The organism is Microbacterium sp. GXS0129 (assembly GCF_044769785.1).
Lineage (GTDB): Bacteria > Actinomycetota > Actinomycetes > Actinomycetales > Microbacteriaceae > Microbacterium > Microbacterium nymphoidis.
Genome location: NZ_JBIZVZ010000003.1, coordinates 205,385 through 223,117, shown reverse-complemented (window position 1 = coordinate 223,117; position 17,733 = coordinate 205,385). Strand labels below are relative to the sequence as shown.

Sequence of the window (17,733 nt, the reverse complement as noted above, 5' to 3'; positions counted from 1 at the left end):
TGCTCATCCTTACAGTGACGGGTGACGAACAGGTTAAGCGGTCAGCGGACGCGTTCTGTGGGCTGCTCGTCCTCGGCGGCGTCGAAACGATAGCCCACGTTTCGGACGGTGCCGATGAGCTGCTCCATGTCGCCGAGCTTTGCGCGCAGGCGCCGGACGTGCACATCGACGGTTCGGGTGCCGCCGTAGTAGTCGTAGCCCCACACCTCGCTCAGCAGCTGCTCACGCGTGAACACGCGTGAGGGGTGGGTGGCGAGGAAGTGCAGGAGCTGGAACTCCTTGTAGGTGAGATCCAGCGGACGGCCGTTGATCTTGGCGGAGTACGAGGCCTCGTCGATGGTGATGCCGGAGGTCTGCACGCGGGTGGGACGCTCATCCAGCGCGGCCGCTCGGCCGAGCGCGAGTCGCAGCCGGGCGTCGATCTCGGCGGGGCCGGCGGAGCTCAGCAGCAGATCATCCACGCCCCAGTCGGGGGAGAGGGCGGTGAGGCCGCCCTCGGTGACCACCACCAGCAGCGGGGAGCTGAGTCCCGTGGTGCGAAGCAGACGACACAGCGACTTCGCCGCGACGAGATCCGCGCGGGCGTCCACGAGGATCAGATCGGCGTCGGGCGCCGCGACCAGCTGTGCGGGGGCCGCCGGAATCGTGCGCACCGTGTGGCTGAGCAGCTCGAGGGCGGGCAGAGCGGCATCCGGTGTCGAACTGAGCACGAGCAGTTGCGCCACGCCGACTCCTCTCCTGCGGCTAAGTCCCCATGATATGCCTCACTCGGGAGCGTTCCCGCGCCGCGTCTGGGAGAATGACGTTATGTCACAGCCGCAGCTCGCTCCGCGCTCGCCCATCATCGGCATCGCGGCGGTCTGGATCCTCAGCGCGCTCATCTCGGTCGCGGTCGGCATCGTGGCACCGCTGGACCAGCGCGTCGGCTGGCTGTGCGTCGGGCTGGGGATCACCCTCATCGCCGCGTTCGCCGTGCAGATCTTCTCCGCACCGGCGCAGGGATTCATCGGCCGCATGGGTGCGAGCATGCTGGGCGCGCTGGTTGTGATGGGGCTGGTCTCTGCGGGCTTCGGACTCGCCGCGCTGAGCGGTCTCTGACCCGCGATCAGCGGCGAGCGGGCTAGAGTGGATGCCATGGACCTCTTCGCACTCGAGATGCTCTTCGTCGGCCTGCTGGGCCTCGCGTCGCTCGCCATCGCGTTCGTCGCGGGCGTCGTGGTCTACAACCTCTTCCGCGGCCAGCGCTGACCGGGCACAAGCCATGATCGAGCTGCCCAGCGATCTGCCCGCAGACCTGGTGCCGCTGTCCTGGCTCCTGGGGGTCTGGGAAGGCACCGGCGTCATCGACTACACCGCCGGTGATCATCACTTCACGGGCGAGTTCACGCACCGCGTGAGCTTCAGTCACGACGGTGGCGACGCGTTGAACTACTCCGCTACCGCCGTACTCCTCCCGATCGACGAGGACGGCGAGCAGGTCCGCCTGAACTCGGAGGTCGGATTCTGGCGCATCGCCCGACCGCGCACGGCGTCGGATGTCGGACCGGGTCTGCTTCCGGGCTCGGAGGCGCTCGTGCCGCGCACGGTCGAAGACGTCGAGGCGCTGCGCAACACCGATGAGGCGTTCGACCTCGAAGTGTCCATCGTCCATGCGGACGGCGTGACGGAGCTGTACCTCGGACAGGTGAAGGGCCCCCGCATCGACCTCGCCACCGACGCGGTGCTGCGGCCCTCGACGGCGAAGGACTACGCGTCAGCCGAGCGTATGTACGGCCTCGTCCAGGGGCACCTGCTGTGGGCCTGGGACATCGCGGCGCTCGGGGCACCGCCGGCCTCGCACGCGTCCGCTCGCCTGGCCAAGGTGTCCTGACATGGCGGGATTCGCCGCCCTGCCCGGTGCCGTCGTCGACGGCGACGCGGTCACCCACTTCGGTGAACCGCTGCGTGAGCAGCGCGCTCTGGAGCAGGGGCAGGCCATCGCGCCGCTCGGCGATCGTGCCGTCGTGTCTCTGACGGGCCCCGACCGGCTCACATGGCTGGACTCCATCACCTCGCAGTCCGTCGCGCATCTTCCCGCCGGGGTCTCCTCCGAGTTGCTCGTCCTGGATCCGCAGGGGCGGGTCGAGCACGCCGCCGGCATCGTCGACGACGGTGAGACGGCCTGGCTTCTCGTCGACCGTGACGACGCCGGTCCGCTGTCTGCATGGCTGCTGCGCATGCGCTTCCGCGCCCAGGTCGACATCGCCGTGCGGGACGAGCTGCGCGTGATCGGATTCATGGGCGACGCGGCGGGCGAGCACCTCTCCTCGATCGCCCCCGGCGCCGTCGTATGGCAAGATCCGTGGCGCGCTGTGGCTGCGGGCGGCTGGCAGTACGCGCAGATCACGGAGCACCCGGGGGCGGAGCGCGACTGGCGCGAGGCGATCGTCACGGCTGCGCAGTCGGATGAGCTCGCGACGCACCTGGGAGGTTTCCGTCCTGCGGGGGTGCTGGCGGCGGATGCGCTGCGCATCGCCGCGTGGCGTCCGCGCTGGGCGCGGGAGCGCGACGAACGTCTCATTCCGCATGAGGTCGACTGGATTCGATCCGCGGTGCACCTGAACAAGGGGTGCTATCGCGGCCAGGAGACCGTGGCGAAGGTCCACAACCTCGGTCACCCGCCGCGCCGCCTGGTGATGCTCCATCTCGACGGCAGCGACAGCGTGCTCCCGTCTCCGGGCGACGAGGTGCGCTCGGACGCCGAGGGCGATGAGGTGGGCCGCATCACCTCCAGCGCCATGCATCATGAGCTCGGACCGATCGCGCTGGCGGTCGTCGCCCGCCGCGTGCCCGCCGATGCGGTGCTGCACGTCCGCTCCGGCGAGACGGACATCACGGGAGCACAGGAGGTCGTGGTGCCCGCCGATGCCGGCTCGGTGGCCGACGTCCCTCGTCTCACGCGGCTGTCTCGTCGTCCGCTGAAGCAGGACTGACCAGAGCCCTTCCGGTTTCATTGCGCGCGAATCGCTGCTATTCGGGCCGGATTCGCGCAATTCGCGCGCTATGAACGGAGTCAGCGGGTGAGGTCGCGCAGCGCGAGCTCGGCGGCGTTGACACCGCACATGCCGTGTACTCCGCCGGCGGGGGCCGTCGACGCACCGCCGAGATACACACCGCGAACACCGGTCGCGAAACCCCGGGGGCCCATTCGTGGGCGGGCGATGAGCTGTCGGAGGGTGGTGGCACCGCCGCCGATGTCGCCGCCGAGGTACGCGGTGTTGTGCGCTTCCAGGGCCCCGGGACCGCGGGTGTGCACCGCGAGGATCCGTTCGCGCGCGCCGGGGGCGTAGCGCTCCAGCTCAGCCAGCAATCGCTCGGTCTCGTCGTAGGGCCATCCGTTCGGGACGTGCGCGTAGAGCCAGAGCGGGTTGATGCCATTGTGCGAGCGGGACGGATCGACGAGGTGCGGCTGGGTGACGAGCACGAACGGATGCCCCGGCATACGTCCCCGCACGACATCGGCCTCTGCCCGCGCGACCTGCGCGAACGTTCCGCCGAGATGCACCACCCCGGCGCGGCGCAGGGCGTCGTCACGCCAGGGCACATCGCCCTCGATGGCCAGGTCGAGCTTGAACGCGCCGGGACCCGGGCGGAAGCGGCGCCACGCGTGCCGAACCCCGGCCGGGACGTCCATCATCGTGAGCGCGGTGCGCGGCGGGACAGTGAGCACGACGACATCCGTGCCGAGTTCATCCACGCGCGTCACCCGGCGACCGAGCTCGATGCGCCCGCCGAGCTCAGCGAATTCGGCGAGCAGCGCGGAGGTCAGGGCTCCCGCTCCACCGCGTGGGAACGGCCAGCCATGGGCGTGCAGCGCGGTGGTGAGCATGGCGCCGACCGAGGAGGACAACGGCGCCGTCAGACTACCGATCATGTGCGCGGCGATGCCTGCGAACGCAGCGGCGTTCTCAGGACGCCGAAACGCCCGCGCCCACCACGATGCCGGCGGGGCCGCGCGCAGTCCCAGCTGGAGCAACGCACGGGGGTGGCGGGGGAAGGAGACGACGGGGGCGAACGCGGTGTCGAAAACGGCGTCCGCATTGCGGGTGAGCGGAGCGAACAGACGGCGCCACAGCGCGCCGTCCGCGCCCATGCTCATGGCCGTTCTGACGAGGTCGCGGTAGACCACTCCGGTGGCATCGTCCGTCGGATGGGCAACGACCACATCATGATGCAGCCACTGCAAGCCATGACGCTCCAGGTGCAGCGAGCGGAAGAACGGCGACGCCACCGCTCCCGGCATCGCAGTGGAACAGTCATCGTGCAGCACTCCGGGAAGGGTGAGCTCACTCGTGCGAGCGCCGCCACCCGGCACCGGGGCCGCCTCGATCACCGTGACGCGAATGCCGGCCTGTGCGAGCCGGATCGCCGCGGCGAGTCCGTTCGGGCCGGACCCCACCACCGTCGCCGTCGTCACCCGCCCAGCCTAGTCGGCGCCCAGCGGGGCGACGCTTGCCCAGTCCACGGTGAGCTCACCGAGCTTCGCGCGGGCCTTCGGGGTGCGCACAGGCCATCCCGTGGCGCGGAGATCGGAGACCGCCGCGAGCCAGCGCTGGACGGTACCGAACGCGCCGAGTCCGGCGTTTCGCTCCCACGATGCGTCGAGGTCGGTCATCAGGCGGTGCACGCGCTCGCCGGGGACGTTGCGGTGGATCAGCGCCTTCGGCAGCCGTTCTGCCACGATGCCCGGCCTCTCCAGCTCGGCCAGCCGGAGAGAGATCGTGAGGCTGCGCGGCTTGGCTCCGCTGTCCAGATCGATCCAGCTCGACACCCGGCCGATCTCATCGCACGTGCCCTCCACCACGATCCCGTCCGGGGCGAGGCGTGAGCACATCATGCGCCAGGCCTCGGCGACGTCGGCCTCGTCGTACTGCCGGAGCACATTGAACGCCCGGATCACGGTGGCCGGTCGCGGAGCGGGGACTTCGAAGCCCCCGCGTGCGAACGAGATCCGGCTATCGACGGGGAAGCGCGTCTGTCCCGCCCGGATCTCGGCGAGCTGTGCGGTCGCGCGCGTCACGCGCTCCGCGTCGATCTCGAGACCGAGGACCTCGACGTCTGGATGCGTGCGGCGGAGGCGATCGTACAGCTCGAAAGCAGTGACGCCGCTGGCCCCGTACCCGAGGTCCACAACCAGAGGGGAATCGGCGCGGCGAAGCTCGGGCAGCGCGGCGATCCAGCGGTCCACACGTCGCAGCCGGTTGGTGTTCGTGGTGCCGCGCGTGGCGTGACCTGCGGGGGAGACGGGGCGCGGCATGAGTCCATTCTCTCGTGTCTGCGTCATCGAACGTCGTGCAGCGATATCGCCCCGAAGCCGCCGGTAGGCTGGGGACATGACCGAGCCGTACACCCTCATCCTTCTTCGCCACGGCCAGAGCCAGTGGAACGAGCTGAACCTGTTCACCGGTTGGGTGGACGTCCGTCTCACCGACCAGGGCAAGGCCGAGGCGGCCCGCGGCGGACAGCTGCTGGCCGAGGCCGGCATCCTCCCCGATGTGCTGCACACCTCGCTGCTCAGCCGTGCGATCCAGACCGCCAACATCGCGCTCGACAACGCGGATCGTCTGTGGATCCCGGTCAAGCGCTCGTGGCGCCTCAACGAGCGCCACTACGGAGCGCTGCAGGGCAAGGACAAGGCGGAGACGCTCGCCGAGTTCGGCCCGGAGCAGTTCCAGCTGTGGCGTCGCTCGTTCGACGTGCCGCCGCCCGCGCTCGCGGACGACAGCGAGTTCAGCCAGGTGAACGACCCCCGCTACGCCGGCATCGACGGGGAGATCCCGCGCACCGAGTCACTGAGTCTCGTGATCGACCGTCTGCTCCCGTACTGGGACGCCGAGATCGTCCCGGACCTGCGTGCCGGCAAGACCGTCCTGGTGACGGCACACGGCAACTCGCTGCGGGGCCTGGTGAAGCACCTCGACGGCATCAGCGACGACGACATCGCGGAGCTCAACATCCCCACCGGTATCCCGCTGGTCTACAAGCTGGACGCGGACCTCAAGCCCATCGCCCCGGCTGAGTACCTCGACCCCGAGGCCGCGGCAGCGGGCGCCGCTGCGGTGGCGAACCAGGGCAACAAGTAAGCCCGACACGCACGACGTCCCCGCACCGGTTCGGTGCGGGGACGTTCGCATTCCCGGGGCCGACGGGCCGATGACGCCCCGGATCCGGCCGCCATGGTCTCAGAACCTGCCGTCGGTCTGCGCCGGCAGAGCAGATCTTGAGACCAATGCCGCGGTCGGTCTCAGAAGCTGCTCGGCTGCATCGGAATCACAACAGATCCTGAGACCGGCGCGCGCCCGGAGACGACGAAGCGGCGCGGTCCGCCACCCCTGACGTGGCCCGCGCCGCTTCATCGGGCGTCAGACGGCGTTCTCGCTCGTCTCGCCCTCCGCCGTCCAGTCGCCCGTGGCGAGGTAGACGGCCTTCTTCGCGACCGACACGGCGTGGTCGGCGAAGCGCTCGTGGTAGCGGCTGGCCAGGGTGGCATCGACCGTGGCGCCGGCCTCGCCCTTCCAGGTGTCGCTGAGGACCTTCTCGAAGACGCGTGCGTGCAGCTCGTCGATGTCGTCGTCGAGGTTGCGGATCTCGTCCGCGATGGTGAGGTCCTGGGTGCGCAGCAGGTCGGCCAGCTGGGTGGCGATCTGCACGTCGAGCTCGCCCATGGAGGTGAAGGTGCTCTTCAGACCCTTCGGGATGGCGCGCTCCGGGAAACGGTAGCGGGCCAGCTGAGCGATGTGCTCGGCCATGTCACCCATGCGCTCCAGTGATGCGCTCATGCGGAGCGCAGAGACCACCATACGGAGGTCGCGCGCGACCGGCTGCTGGCGAGCGAGGATCTCGATGGCCAGCTCGTCGAGCACCACGGCGCGGGCGTCGATGAGGCGGTCGTCCTCGATGACCTCCTCCGCCAGCGTGACATCGCTGGTGGCGAAGGCGGTGGTCGCCTTCGTGATCGCGATGGTGACGAGCTCGGCGATCTCGACCAGGCGTCCCTGGACGTCGTCGAGGGACTGGTGGAAAACTTCCCGCATGGCTGTGTGCCTTTCACTGGTGCAGGTCTGCGCCGCCCGCGCTCGCGCCGGGATGTCCTGGCTGTCGGGCTTCGGCGCAATCAAAACGAGCGAAGGTTAACGATTGGTGCCGCCCGCGTGAATATCCGGCGGCGATGCCAGTCATAGCGCGGAATCCGGGCTCGTCGGCCTTCGCGGCCAGAATACGCTGTACTCATGTCCTCCACGCAGCTGGCGATCTTCGCCCTCGTTCTGGGCCTGGTCATCGGCGCTGCCGTCACTGTGGCTCTGGTGGTGGCACTGCGCGCCCGTGACCGCCATCTCCGAGAAGTCGCGGGCGATGTTCCGGAGGGAATCACGGCGGTCCTGGCCGGGATGGACGATGCTGCGGCGGTCCTGGACACCTCCTTCCAGCTGCTGGCAACCTCCACCGCTGCGGGCTGGCTGGGGTTCGAGACCGGGCGCCCGCTGGAGAACACCGACCTGCGTGCCCTCGTTCGTCGCGCGCGATCCGCGGGCGGCACCGAGACCGAGACGCTGCGTATCCGGCTCGGTGAACTCTCTCCCGAACTCCGGCTGGTCAGTGCCCGGGCCACCGTGCTCAGCGCGCGGCTCACCATGCTGACCGTCCGCGACATCAGCGAGAGCGAGCGCCTGGAGCAGATGCGCCACGACTTCGTCTCGAACACCTCTCACGAGCTGAAGACGCCGGTGGGTGCGATCACGCTGCTCTCCGAGGCCGTCGACATGGCCGCGGACGACCCCGATCAGGTGCGCGTGTTCGCCGCGCGGCTGCAGGCGGAGGCGCGCCGGCTCGGTGGGCTCACCGGTCGCATCATGAGTCTGTCGAAGCTGCAATCCACGGATGGCCTGTCCGAGGTGCGCGACGTGTCGGTCGACGAAGTGGTCGCCGCGGCCGTCGATGCCAACAGTGTGGCCGCCCAGGGAGCGAACGTCGAGCTGCTGCGCGGCGGCGAGCGCGGACTGTTCGTGCGCGGTGATGCCCAGATCCTCAGCGACGCACTGGGAAACCTCGTGTCCAACGCGGTGAAGTACTCGGCATCGGGATCGCGCGTGGGCATCGGCGTGAAGCGCGTGGACGATGTCATCGAGATCGCCGTGGCCGATCAGGGGATCGGTATCGCGGAGGACGACCAGCAGCGCATCTTCGAGCGCTTCTACCGCGCAGATCAGGCGCGCTCGCGCAGCACCGGCGGCACCGGACTCGGGCTCTCGATCGTCAAGCACGCCGTCCAGCGGCACGGCGGTGACGTCCGGCTGTGGTCCCGTCCGGGCAAGGGCGCGACATTCACGATCGTGCTGCCTGCATCGGAAGCGCCGGCGCACGACAAGGCTCGCAAGACCGACAAGCCGCGCAAGCCCGAGAAGGCGCGCAAGAGCGAGGAGGCCCGCAAGGCCGACAAGCTGCGCAAGAAGCAGAAGCGTGAGGACCGGAAGCGCAGCGAAGAGCTCGCGACCGAGACCGCGCCGCTGGCACCCGCCGTGGAGAAGCCCATCCCGGCGTCCGTCCCGATCGTCGCGGAGCGCCGCGAACCCGTCGCCGACGCCGCCCGCGCGGCCCGCGACGCCGTCGTGCGCGTGGACGCGCACGCATCGACACCTGTCCCCGTCCCGGCTCAGACCGAGACGCAGAACGGAGAGAACCCGTCATGACCCGAGTGCTGCTCATCGAGGACGAGCCCGACCTCGCCGATCCGCTGGCGTATCTGCTTCGCCGTGAGGGATACGAGGTCGAGATCGCCGAGGACGGGCCGGCGGCCCTCGCCGCATTCCGCGAGCGCGGCGCCGACATCCTGCTGCTCGATCTGATGCTGCCGGGGATGCCCGGGACCGAGGTGGCCCGCCAGGTGCGCACGACGTCGGCTGTGCCGATCATCATGGTGACCGCGAAGGACACCGAGGTGGACATCGTGGTGGGCCTGGAGATCGGTGCCGACGACTACGTCACCAAGCCGTACTCCGCTCGCGAGCTGCTGGCGCGCATGCGGGCCGTGCTGCGGCGCACGGCGGCGGCGGAGGCCGACCTGGACGAGCGGGTGCTGCAGGGCGGACGGGTGAGCGTGGATCTGGACCGTCACACCGTGTCGGTGGCGGGAAGCGAGATCAACATGCCGCTGAAGGAGTTCGAGCTGCTCGAGGTGCTGATGCGCAACGCGGGTCGCGTGCTCACCCGGGGACAGCTCATCGACCGGGTCTGGGGCAGCGACTACTTCGGCGACACGAAGACGCTCGACGTGCACATCAAGCGCATCCGCTCGCGTATCGAGGAGAATCCCGGACAGCCGGTGATGCTCGTAACGGTCCGCGGTCTCGGATACCGATTCGAGGCCTGAACCGCAGATGAGAGCGGGCCGCATCCGTAGGGATGCGGCCCGCTCTCATCTGCGAGGTCAGCTGGTGGCCGACGGCGTCGGCACAGCCTCTTCGAGGTACTCGAGGGTGCCGTCGAGCACGGGGACCTCCACGGCCTCCGACGTGCCGTCACCCGAGGTGAACGTGACCTTGACGGTGTCGCCCGCGACCGTGTTGAGGCCGGGGACCTCGAGGTGCTCGCCGTCGATGCCGTAGCTGACGCGCTCGCCGGCGGGCACCGACACCTTGAGCGGAGCGGCCACGCCGTCGACGGCGACCGTGGCGGTCTGGTCTTCCGCGGTGTCGTTGACGAAGACGGCGACGAGGTTGACGGCGTCCTCGCCCGTGATGAAGAAGGCGTTGCGCACCAGCACGGGCCCAGAGGCGTTCGGGACGTTGACGCCCTCCGCGGCCGAGTAGGGGATCGTGGTGGCCTGCGGCGAGATCATGCTGCAGCCGGTGGTGCCCAGGATGATGGCGGCACCGAGGGCGATGGACGCGAGAGCGCGCGTGTTCACTGATCCTCCTCAGGATGCTGACGGTGTCCCTCCAGTCTAGGGGTACTGCCGCCTCTCGCCGTTCACGCTCACCGAGGGCGCAAACCTTAGCGCATTTTCGCTGTGGTATTCTGGAGGTTGCCGAAAGGACACAGCTGCATGCTTTTTGAGGTTGGCGAGACGGTCGTCTATCCGCACCACGGTGCTGCGACGATCACCGAGGTGAAGACCCGCGTGATCAAGGGCGTCGAGAAAACGTATCTGAAGCTCCGTGTCACCCAGGGGGACCTCATGATCGAGGTGCCGGCAGACAATGTCGACCTCGTGGGTGTACGTGACGTGATCGGCAAGGAGGGCCTCGAGCGCGTGTTCGAGGTGCTGCGTGCTCCGTTCACGGAGGAGCCCACCAACTGGTCGCGCCGTTACAAGGCGAACCTGGAGAAGCTCGCGTCCGGTGACGTGATCAAGGTCAGTGAAGTCGTGCGCGACCTCTGGCGCCGCGACCAGGACCGCGGGCTGTCCGCCGGAGAGAAGCGGATGCTCGCCAAGGCGCGCCAGATCCTCATCTCCGAGCTGGCTCTTGCGGAGAAGACCGACGAGGAGAAGGCATCCACCCTCCTCGACGAGGTCCTCGCCTCCTGAGATCTTCCGAACGCCGCCCCACGGGGCGGCGTTCGTCGTTTCCGGGAGCCGGTGCGCGGCCCGAGGATGACGGGTGCGGCCGCGGCGTCGTGAACGCATGATGCGGCGCTGAATCCATGACGCAATCACCGGAGCCGTCATGGATTCAGCACCGGATCATGAATTCGGAACAGCCGTGGCGGGCGCGCGCACCGGAACCTTGCGACTTAAATGGGGGTATGGACTACATCCCTGTGCCCCGTGTCGCTGTGGTCGTCGTTGCCGCCGGCGCGGGGACACGGCTCGGGGCGGGGGAGCCGAAGGCGTTCGTCGGCCTGGATGACCGCACGATCCTGGCACACGCCCTTGACGGCGTGCTGGCCGTGCCGACTCCGATGCAGATCGTCGTGGTGGCACCGGCCGATCGGGTGGGGGAGGCCATCGCAGAACTGGATGTCCGCGCGGGCGGCCGGCGGAATCTGGCATCCGTCGTCGTCGGCGGCGAGACGAGGCAGGCGTCGGTGGCAGCGGGACTCGCCGCGCTGTGGGGCGACATCGACGTGGTTCTGGTGCACGATGCAGCGCGAGCCCTGACACCGCCCGAGGTGTTCGAGCGTGTGATCGCCGCGGTCGATGAGACAGGATGGGGCATCATTCCCGTCATTCCGGTGGTCGACACCCTCAAACGCGTGGACGGCTCGCGCATCACGGCCGCCGTCGATCGTGCCGAACTCGCCGCCGCACAGACACCGCAGGGCTTCCGTCGCGATGTGCTCGCAGCAGCGTATGCGGCGGCGGACGAGGACTTCACCGACGACGCGGCTCTGCTGCAGAGCCAGGGGCACACGGTCGGAACCGTCCCGGGGCATGAGCTCTCGTTCAAGATCACTACCCCCGCCGATCTCCAACGTGCGCGGCACCTCGTCACCTCTGATGCGCCGGGGGCGCCTGCGGTTTCCGAGACGCTCGGGGGCCCGGAGTCGGACCTGAGGGCCATCCCGCGCGTAGGGATCGGGACCGACGTGCACGCTTTCACGGATCACGGAATCCTCTGGCTGGCGGGGCTGGAATGGCCCGGTGAGACCGCGCTGGAAGGGCACTCGGACGGCGATGCCGTGGCGCACGCGATCGTGGACGCGCTGCTGTCGGCGGCGGGACTCGGCGACATCGGGGCGCACTTCGGCACCGCACGGCCGGAGTTCGCGGGCGCACACGGCGCGGCGTTCCTCGCGGAGACGCGTCGGATCGTCGAGCGCGCCGGGTTCCGCATCGGCAACGTGGCTGTGCAGGTGCAGGCAGCGCGTCCGAAGTTCGCTCCGCGTCGCGCCGAGGCCGAACTGGTGCTGTCGGAGGTGCTCGGTGCTCCGGTGTCCGTCTCGGCGACCACCACGGACGGGCTGGGCTTCGTCGGTGCGGCGGAGGGCGTGCAGGCGTTCGCGGTCGCGATGCTGGTCGCCGTCTGACGACACAGCCCAGCGGGTTCCCGGGCCGCGCCGGTAGGCTGGAGGGGTGACTCTGCACCTCCACGACACGCGCACCCAGACGCTGCGCGAATTCGTCCCGCTCGATCCGACGAACGTGACGATGTACGTCTGTGGTCCCACCGTGCAGTCCGGCCCCCACATCGGACACGTCCGCGCCGCTCTGGGCTTCGATCTGCTGCGCCGCTGGCTGGAGTACCGCTACGGCCGGGTCACCTTCGTGCGCAACGTCACTGATATCGACGACAAGGTCCTCACCAACGCCACGGACACCGAGGAATGGTGGGCGCTGGCCTATCGCATGGAGCGCGAGTTCACCGCGGCCTACGAGGCCGTGGGAATCCTCACCCCCACGTACGAGCCCCGGGCCACCGCTTCGATCCCGCAGATGCAGGAGCTCATCCAGCGACTCATCGACGCCGGTCACGCATACGCCGCCGCCGGAGACGTCTACTTCGACGTGCGGTCGTGGCCGAGCTACGGCGAGCTGACCCACCAGTCCGTCGACGCCATGGAGGATGCGGCTGATGCCGACCCCCGCGGCAAGCGCGACCCGCACGACTTCGCGCTCTGGAAGGGCGCCAAGGAGGGTGAGCCGGCCTCCGCGATCTGGGATTCCCCGTGGGGCGCCGGGCGTCCCGGGTGGCACATCGAGTGCTCCGCCATGTCGCGGCGCTACCTCGGCGCCGCGTTCGACATCCACGGCGGTGGCCTGGACCTGCGCTTCCCGCACCACGAGAACGAGCTCGCACAATCGACCGCGGCGGGCGACCCCTTCGCGAGGTACTGGGTGCACAACGGTCTGGTGACGGTCGGCGGCCAGAAGATGTCGAAGTCCCTCGGCAACTTCACGCTCGCCGAAGACGTCCTCGCCGAGCACGATCCGCAGGTCGTGCGTTACGCCCTCGCCGCCGCGCACTACCGCTCGACCCTCGATCTCACTGCATCGTCGTACGACGAGGCGGAGGCGGCGCTGGGACGCATCACCGGCTTCTTCCGGCGGGCGCAGCGCACCTTCCCCGAGACCGTGGCCGCCGCGACGATCGACGAGCTGCCCGCCGAATTCACCGCCGCGATGGACGACGATCTCAACGTGCCCCAGGCGCTCGCCGTCATCCATGAGACGGTGCGCACGGGCAACACGGCGATCGACGCCGCAGACGGTGCCGCAGCGGCGTTCGCCGCGGAGAACGTGCGGCTGATGATGCAGGTGCTGGGCCTCGACATCGATCTGCCCGCAGCCGGGGGTGCGGAGCAGGTCGCGCTCGGCTCCCTCATGGATTCACTGATCTCGCAGCGTGCGCAGGCGCGCGCTGACAAGGACTGGGGTGCGGCAGACCGCATCCGAGACGCACTCGCCGCAGCCGGCATCACGCTGGAGGATACGGCGGACGGAACACACTGGAGTATCAATGACTAAGCCAGGACGCCCCGGCGCACGTCGTGCCGGGAGCAAGAAGGGTGCCACCAAGGGCACCGGTGGCCTCGGCCGCAAGGCGCTGGAAGGACGCGGCCCCACCCCCAAGGCGGAGGACCGCGCCTGGCACCCCGCCGGCAAGCGCAAGGCGGCCGCCGAGCGCTACGCCGCCGCGGGCGGCAAGGGCAAGCCGGGGCAGAAGCCGCAGAGCAACATCAACCGCGGATCGCGCGCGAAGTCGACCGATGACACCGAGACCGTCACCGGTCGCAACTCGGTGCTCGAGGCGATGCGCACGAAGATCCCGGCCACGGCGTTCTACATCGCCCAGCGCGTGGAGATGGACGATCGCGTCAAGGAGATGCTGGCCATCGCCCGCCACCGCGACATCCCCGTGATGGAGGTCACCCGCCAGGAGCTGGATCGCATGGCCGGCTTCGACGGCGTGCACCAGGGCGTCGCCCTGAAGGTACCGCCGTACGAGTACCAGCACCCGCAGGATGTGCTGGAGGATGTGCTCAACCGCAACGAGACGCCGCTGTTCGTCGCGCTCGACGGCATCACCGACCCCCGCAACCTCGGCGCGATCATCCGCTCCACTGCGGCGTTCGGGGGCCAGGGCGTCATCCTGCCGCAGCGTCGCTCCGCGAGCGTCAACTCCGCCGCGTGGAAGACGTCCGCCGGCGCGGCCGCGCGCATCCCGGTGGCCATCGCGCCGAACCTCACCAACACCCTCAAGGAGTTCAAGAAGCAGGGTGTGTTCATCCTGGGCCTGGACGGCGACGGCGACGTGGAGCTTCCGCAGCTGGAGCTGGCCGATCGGCCCGTGGTGATCGTGGTGGGCTCGGAGGGCAAGGGGCTGTCGCGCCTGGTCACCGAGCACTGCGATCAGATCGTCTCCATCCCGATCTCTGCGGCCACCGAGTCGCTCAACGCCGGTATCGCCACCTCGGTGGCGCTCTACCAGGTGGCCACGATGCGCCAGGCGGCGGAGTGATCGTCCGCCACTGAGAAACGCGTGATGCCCGGGTCCGTGCGGACCGGGCATCACGCGTTTCTCGGGGCGACTCACTCCTTGACGGCGCCGGAGGTGAGACCGGCGACGATCCACCGGCTCGCGAGGGCGAACAGCACCATCGTGGGCAACACCGTGAGCACTGCTGCGGCCGCCATCGGGCCCCAGTCGATGTTGAACGTGGAGATGAAGCCGTTCAGCGCTGCGGGAATCGTCTTGTTCGCGTCCGAGTTGATGAGGATGACAGACAGGAACAGCTCGTTCCAGCAGTTGACGAAGTTGAAGATGAAGGCGGCGATGATGCCGGGCATCATCACCGGCACCAGCACCCGGAACAGCGCGCCCAGACGGGAGCACCCGTCCACCATGGCTGCTTCCTCCAGCGCGTCCGGGACGTTCTCGAAGAAGCCGCGCAGCATGATCGTGGAGAACGGGACGCACATGGCCACGTACACCAGGAGCAGTCCGAACTTGTTGTCCACGAGGCCGAGGCTGGACATCATCGAGTACAGCGGTCCGAGCGCGATGAACGCGGGGATCATCTGGGTGACGAGGAACGCCAGCATCACGGCGCCGCGGCCACGGAACTGGAACCGCGCCAGCACATATGCGCTGAGCAGGGCGATCACCGTGGCTCCGAGCCCCGCCACCACGGCCACCAGGGCCGAGTTGCCGAGGAAGACGCCGAAGTCCGACTTCTCGAACAGCCCGACGTAGTTCTCGGTGGTGGGCTCTGTGGGCCAGTACTCCAGGGGGAAGCGGCTGATCGATCCCGGGGACTTGAACGACGTCACCAGGATCCAGTACAGCGGGAACAGCGTGATGATCAGCCAGAGGGCCAGACCCACCACCTTGATGACGCCGCCCACGGTGATCTTCCCTCGCCCCGCCGGGCCGGTGACCGGGACCGACTTCGTGCCGGTGACGATGGTTCGCGTGGTGTCGGTCATCGCTTGTTCACCCTTCCCATCGCCATCAGGTAGAAAGCGCAGAACACCAGCAGGAAGGCCATCACCAGCAGTCCGATGGCGCTGGAGAGGCCGTAGTTGCCCAGCTGCGTGTACTTGATCATCCACGTGGTGATGATGTCGGTGCGGTTGGCCGGTCCGCCGCCGGTCATCGCGTAGATGATGTCGGGGAAGTTGAAGATCCAGATCACCCGCAGCAGCACCGTCAGCAGCAGCGTGGTGGAGATGTAGGGGATGATCACCGAGAACAGCTGGCGAGCCTTGCCCGCCCCATCGAGGCTGGCGGCCTCGAGCAGCTCATCCGGCACGGACTGCAGCGCGGCGAGGATCATGATCGCGAAGAACGTGACGCCGTACCAGATGTTGGCAACGATCACCGAGGTCATCGCCAGGCTCGGATCGGCCAGCCAGGGGACGGGCTGGGAGATGACCCCCGCCTTCATCAGCAGGTCGTTGAACACGCCGAACTCGGCGTTGAACATCCAGCGAAACAGCAGGCCGATGAGAAAGCCCGACACGGCCCACGGGTAGAACACGAGTGCCTGGTAGACGCCGCGGAAGCGGAACTTCTTGCGCAGCCACAGAGCGAGGATGAACCCGATCACCAACTGCGGGACGATCGATCCGACCACCCACATGACGGTGTTGCCGGCCACGATCGGGAACGCGGGGTCCTGGAACACCGTGACGAAGTTCTGCAGACCCACCCACGGGGTCGAGGTCAGGTCCCAGGTGTTCCAGTCGCGAAACGCCATCTGTGCGCCCTGCAGCATCGGCAGGTAGGTGAACCAGACGACGAACACGATGGCCGGAACCATGAACAGGAACAGCGACAGCGCCGTCTTGGCCCCGAAGGTACGACGGCGGGAGGTGCCCCGGGGGGCCGCACCGCGGGATGCGGTGCGGCCCTCACGGGTGAGCGAGTCCGAGGTCACGGATCAGCCCTTCTCCGATGCGAGCTTCTCGGTCCAGTAGGTGTCCCAGCCCGCCAGCATGTCGGAGGTGGTCATCGAGCCGAGGAGCACGTTCTGGATGTCCTTGTCCGCGCGCTGGATCCAGTCGGTCCACCAGGACACGCCACGCGGCTGGATGACGTTGACGTACGTCTCGGGGTCCTGGGTCATCGTCACGTAGCTGGCCCACGGCCCCTCCTTGTAGAAGGGGTCGTCGGAGGCTGCAGCGATGATCGGTACCAGGCTGTTCTTCTGAGCGAAGGTGACGGCGGCGTCGCCCGAGGCCAGGAACTCCACGAGCTTCACCGCTTCGGCCTTGTGCTTGCTCGACTCGGACACGCCCCAGCCGGCGGTGGCCAGCGGCTGTGCCGCCTTGCCGGTCGGACCCACGAGCAGCGGAGCGGTGGACCACTGGTCGGCCTTCAGGGTGGTCGATGCCTGCACCGTGGCGATCACTTCGGGGTCCTGCAGCAGGAACGCCGTGGAGCCGTTGGTGAAGCCTTCGACCATCTCGGGGTAGCCCCAGGACACGGCGGACGGCGGCGAGCCCTTCTTGAACAGCTCGAGGTACAGGTCCATGGCATCCTGTGCCTCGGGGGCGGAGAAGATGGTCTTGCCGCTCTTCAGGAGGAACGCGTTCTTGTCATCGAGCTGATCCGCGGTGTACGCCTCGATGACCGCGACCGCGTTGCTGTTGGCGTTCGTGCCACCACGGAAGGCGTAGCCGTACTGGTTCTTGCTGGGATCCTGGATCTTCTCGGCCTGGGCCAGCAGGTCCTCCCAGCTGTGCGGGGCGGCGTCGAAACCGGCGTCCTGAACCAGGTCGGTGCGGTAGAAGAGCGACAGACCGTAGAAGCCGTAGGGCAGGAACCAGGTCTTGCCGTCGGTGACCGCGGCGCTCTTGGCGTTGTCGGTCAGCGCGTCCCATCCGTCCCAGCCCTGGAGATCGCTGGTCATGTCGTAGATCCACTTGTTGTTGGTGAACGGACCCACCGTGATGTCCCGGACCTCGAGGACGTCGATGCCGTTGCCCGCCTGCAGCATCTGCTGGATCTTCTGGTCGGCCTGCTCGGTGGGCGGGGAGACGAGATCGACCTTCACGCCCGGGTTGGCGGCTTCGAACTCGTCGAGCAGTCCGCGGATCAGCTCGGTGCGCGCCGGATTGGTCAGGCTCTCGACCATCTGCAGGGTGACGTCGCCTCCGCTCTCTCCGGAGCCCGACGTGTCGCCGGAGCCACCTGAACATGACGTCAGGGCAAGGGCGGCGACGATGCCTCCCGAGATGACGGCTGCCATGCGTGTGCGCTTCATGGTGCTTCCTTTCGTGTGGTGCTGTGGTTGTGAGGGGGAGTTCGG

18 protein-coding genes are annotated in these 17,733 nt (G+C 68.5%); 10 read left to right on the top strand and 8 right to left on the bottom strand.

The window, feature by feature from the left end:
• Nucleotides 1-41: 41 nt before the first annotated feature.
• A complete protein-coding gene (locus ACIQJ5_RS11310) occupies nucleotides 42-725 on the bottom strand; it encodes a DNA-binding response regulator (protein ID WP_402843925.1) in 684 nt (227 codons plus the stop codon).
• Nucleotides 726-807: 82 nt separating this feature from the next.
• Here ACIQJ5_RS11310 and ACIQJ5_RS11305 point away from each other — a divergent pair, with 82 nt between their 5' ends.
• The 3 genes from ACIQJ5_RS11305 (at nucleotide 808) to ACIQJ5_RS11295 (ending at nucleotide 2,972) form a co-directional block, all read left to right on the top strand.
• Entirely contained in the window at nucleotides 808-1,098 is a 291-nt protein-coding gene (locus tag ACIQJ5_RS11305; protein ID WP_231092154.1) for a hypothetical protein, read from the top strand.
• Nucleotides 1,099-1,261: 163 nt separating this feature from the next.
• Nucleotides 1,262-1,870, top strand: coding sequence for an FABP family protein (locus ACIQJ5_RS11300; RefSeq protein WP_402843922.1), 609 nt, complete (start codon nucleotides 1,262-1,264; stop codon nucleotides 1,868-1,870).
• Nucleotide 1,871: 1 nt separating this feature from the next.
• Nucleotides 1,872-2,972, top strand: coding sequence for a YgfZ/GcvT domain-containing protein (locus ACIQJ5_RS11295; RefSeq protein ID WP_402843919.1), 1,101 nt, complete (start codon nucleotides 1,872-1,874; stop codon nucleotides 2,970-2,972).
• Nucleotides 2,973-3,052: 80 nt separating this feature from the next.
• Here ACIQJ5_RS11295 and ACIQJ5_RS11290 read toward each other — a convergent pair whose 3' ends face one another.
• Entirely contained in the window at nucleotides 3,053-4,456 is a 1,404-nt protein-coding gene (locus ACIQJ5_RS11290) for a phytoene desaturase family protein (protein ID WP_402843916.1), read from the bottom strand.
• Between the two features lie 9 nt (nucleotides 4,457-4,465).
• Nucleotides 4,466-5,296: a class I SAM-dependent methyltransferase gene (locus tag ACIQJ5_RS11285; RefSeq protein WP_402843913.1), complete on the bottom strand. Its 831-nt coding sequence runs from the start codon at nucleotides 5,294-5,296 to the stop codon at nucleotides 4,466-4,468.
• 76 nt (nucleotides 5,297-5,372) lie between these two features.
• Between ACIQJ5_RS11285 and ACIQJ5_RS11280 the strand changes: the two genes are divergently transcribed.
• Complete coding sequence (locus ACIQJ5_RS11280) at nucleotides 5,373-6,122, top strand: phosphoglyceromutase (RefSeq protein WP_231092159.1); 750 nt, start codon at nucleotides 5,373-5,375, stop codon at nucleotides 6,120-6,122.
• A gap of 279 nt (nucleotides 6,123-6,401) precedes the next feature.
• On the opposite strand, the gene phoU is transcribed toward ACIQJ5_RS11280, so the two are convergent.
• A complete protein-coding gene (phoU, locus tag ACIQJ5_RS11275) occupies nucleotides 6,402-7,073 on the bottom strand; it encodes a phosphate signaling complex protein PhoU (RefSeq protein WP_231092160.1) in 672 nt (223 codons plus the stop codon).
• 195 nt (nucleotides 7,074-7,268) lie between these two features.
• Here phoU and ACIQJ5_RS11270 point away from each other — a divergent pair, with 195 nt between their 5' ends.
• Nucleotides 7,269-8,726, top strand: a complete 1,458-nt coding sequence (locus ACIQJ5_RS11270; protein ID WP_402843909.1) for an ATP-binding protein — start codon at nucleotides 7,269-7,271, stop codon at nucleotides 8,724-8,726.
• Entirely contained in the window at nucleotides 8,723-9,406 is a 684-nt protein-coding gene (locus tag ACIQJ5_RS11265; protein ID WP_231092162.1) for a response regulator transcription factor, read from the top strand. Before ACIQJ5_RS11270 ends, ACIQJ5_RS11265 begins: the two co-directional genes overlap by 4 nt.
• 57 nt (nucleotides 9,407-9,463) lie before the next feature.
• Here ACIQJ5_RS11265 and ACIQJ5_RS11260 read toward each other — a convergent pair whose 3' ends face one another.
• Nucleotides 9,464-9,943, bottom strand: coding sequence for a DNA modification methylase (locus tag ACIQJ5_RS11260; protein WP_231092163.1), 480 nt, complete (start codon nucleotides 9,941-9,943; stop codon nucleotides 9,464-9,466).
• Nucleotides 9,944-10,081: 138 nt separating this feature from the next.
• Here ACIQJ5_RS11260 and ACIQJ5_RS11255 point away from each other — a divergent pair, with 138 nt between their 5' ends.
• The 4 genes from ACIQJ5_RS11255 (at nucleotide 10,082) to rlmB (ending at nucleotide 14,438) form a co-directional block, all read left to right on the top strand.
• Nucleotides 10,082-10,564 carry a CarD family transcriptional regulator gene (locus ACIQJ5_RS11255; protein ID WP_231092164.1) on the top strand — a complete coding sequence of 161 codons (483 nt, stop codon included), beginning with the start codon at nucleotides 10,082-10,084 and terminating at the stop codon, nucleotides 10,562-10,564.
• A gap of 218 nt (nucleotides 10,565-10,782) precedes the next feature.
• Nucleotides 10,783-12,006 carry a 2-C-methyl-D-erythritol 4-phosphate cytidylyltransferase gene (gene ispD, locus ACIQJ5_RS11250; protein ID WP_402843904.1) on the top strand — a complete coding sequence of 408 codons (1,224 nt, stop codon included), beginning with the start codon at nucleotides 10,783-10,785 and terminating at the stop codon, nucleotides 12,004-12,006.
• Nucleotides 12,007-12,052: 46 nt separating this feature from the next.
• On the top strand, nucleotides 12,053-13,444 hold the full coding sequence (gene cysS / locus ACIQJ5_RS11245) for a cysteine--tRNA ligase (protein WP_402843901.1): 1,392 nt from the start codon (nucleotides 12,053-12,055) through the stop codon (nucleotides 13,442-13,444).
• Nucleotides 13,437-14,438, top strand: a complete 1,002-nt coding sequence (gene rlmB / locus ACIQJ5_RS11240) for a 23S rRNA (guanosine(2251)-2'-O)-methyltransferase RlmB (RefSeq protein ID WP_402843898.1) — start codon at nucleotides 13,437-13,439, stop codon at nucleotides 14,436-14,438. Before cysS ends, rlmB begins: the two co-directional genes overlap by 8 nt.
• A gap of 71 nt (nucleotides 14,439-14,509) precedes the next feature.
• Here the strand turns inward: rlmB and ACIQJ5_RS11235 are convergent, their stop codons facing one another.
• The 3 genes from ACIQJ5_RS11235 to ACIQJ5_RS11225 are packed head-to-tail and all read right to left on the bottom strand — an operon-like array spanning nucleotide 14,510 to nucleotide 17,688.
• Nucleotides 14,510-15,406 carry a carbohydrate ABC transporter permease gene (locus ACIQJ5_RS11235; RefSeq protein WP_402843895.1) on the bottom strand — a complete coding sequence of 299 codons (897 nt, stop codon included), beginning with the start codon at nucleotides 15,404-15,406 and terminating at the stop codon, nucleotides 14,510-14,512.
• A complete protein-coding gene (locus ACIQJ5_RS11230) occupies nucleotides 15,403-16,359 on the bottom strand; it encodes a carbohydrate ABC transporter permease (RefSeq protein WP_402843893.1) in 957 nt (318 codons plus the stop codon). The genes ACIQJ5_RS11235 and ACIQJ5_RS11230 overlap by 4 nt, the downstream gene beginning before the upstream one ends.
• 3 nt (nucleotides 16,360-16,362) lie before the next feature.
• Nucleotides 16,363-17,688 (bottom strand): sugar ABC transporter substrate-binding protein, encoded by a 1,326-nt coding sequence (locus ACIQJ5_RS11225; RefSeq protein WP_231092170.1) that lies wholly within the window; start codon nucleotides 17,686-17,688, stop codon nucleotides 16,363-16,365.
• Between the last annotated feature and the right edge of the window lie 45 nt (nucleotides 17,689-17,733).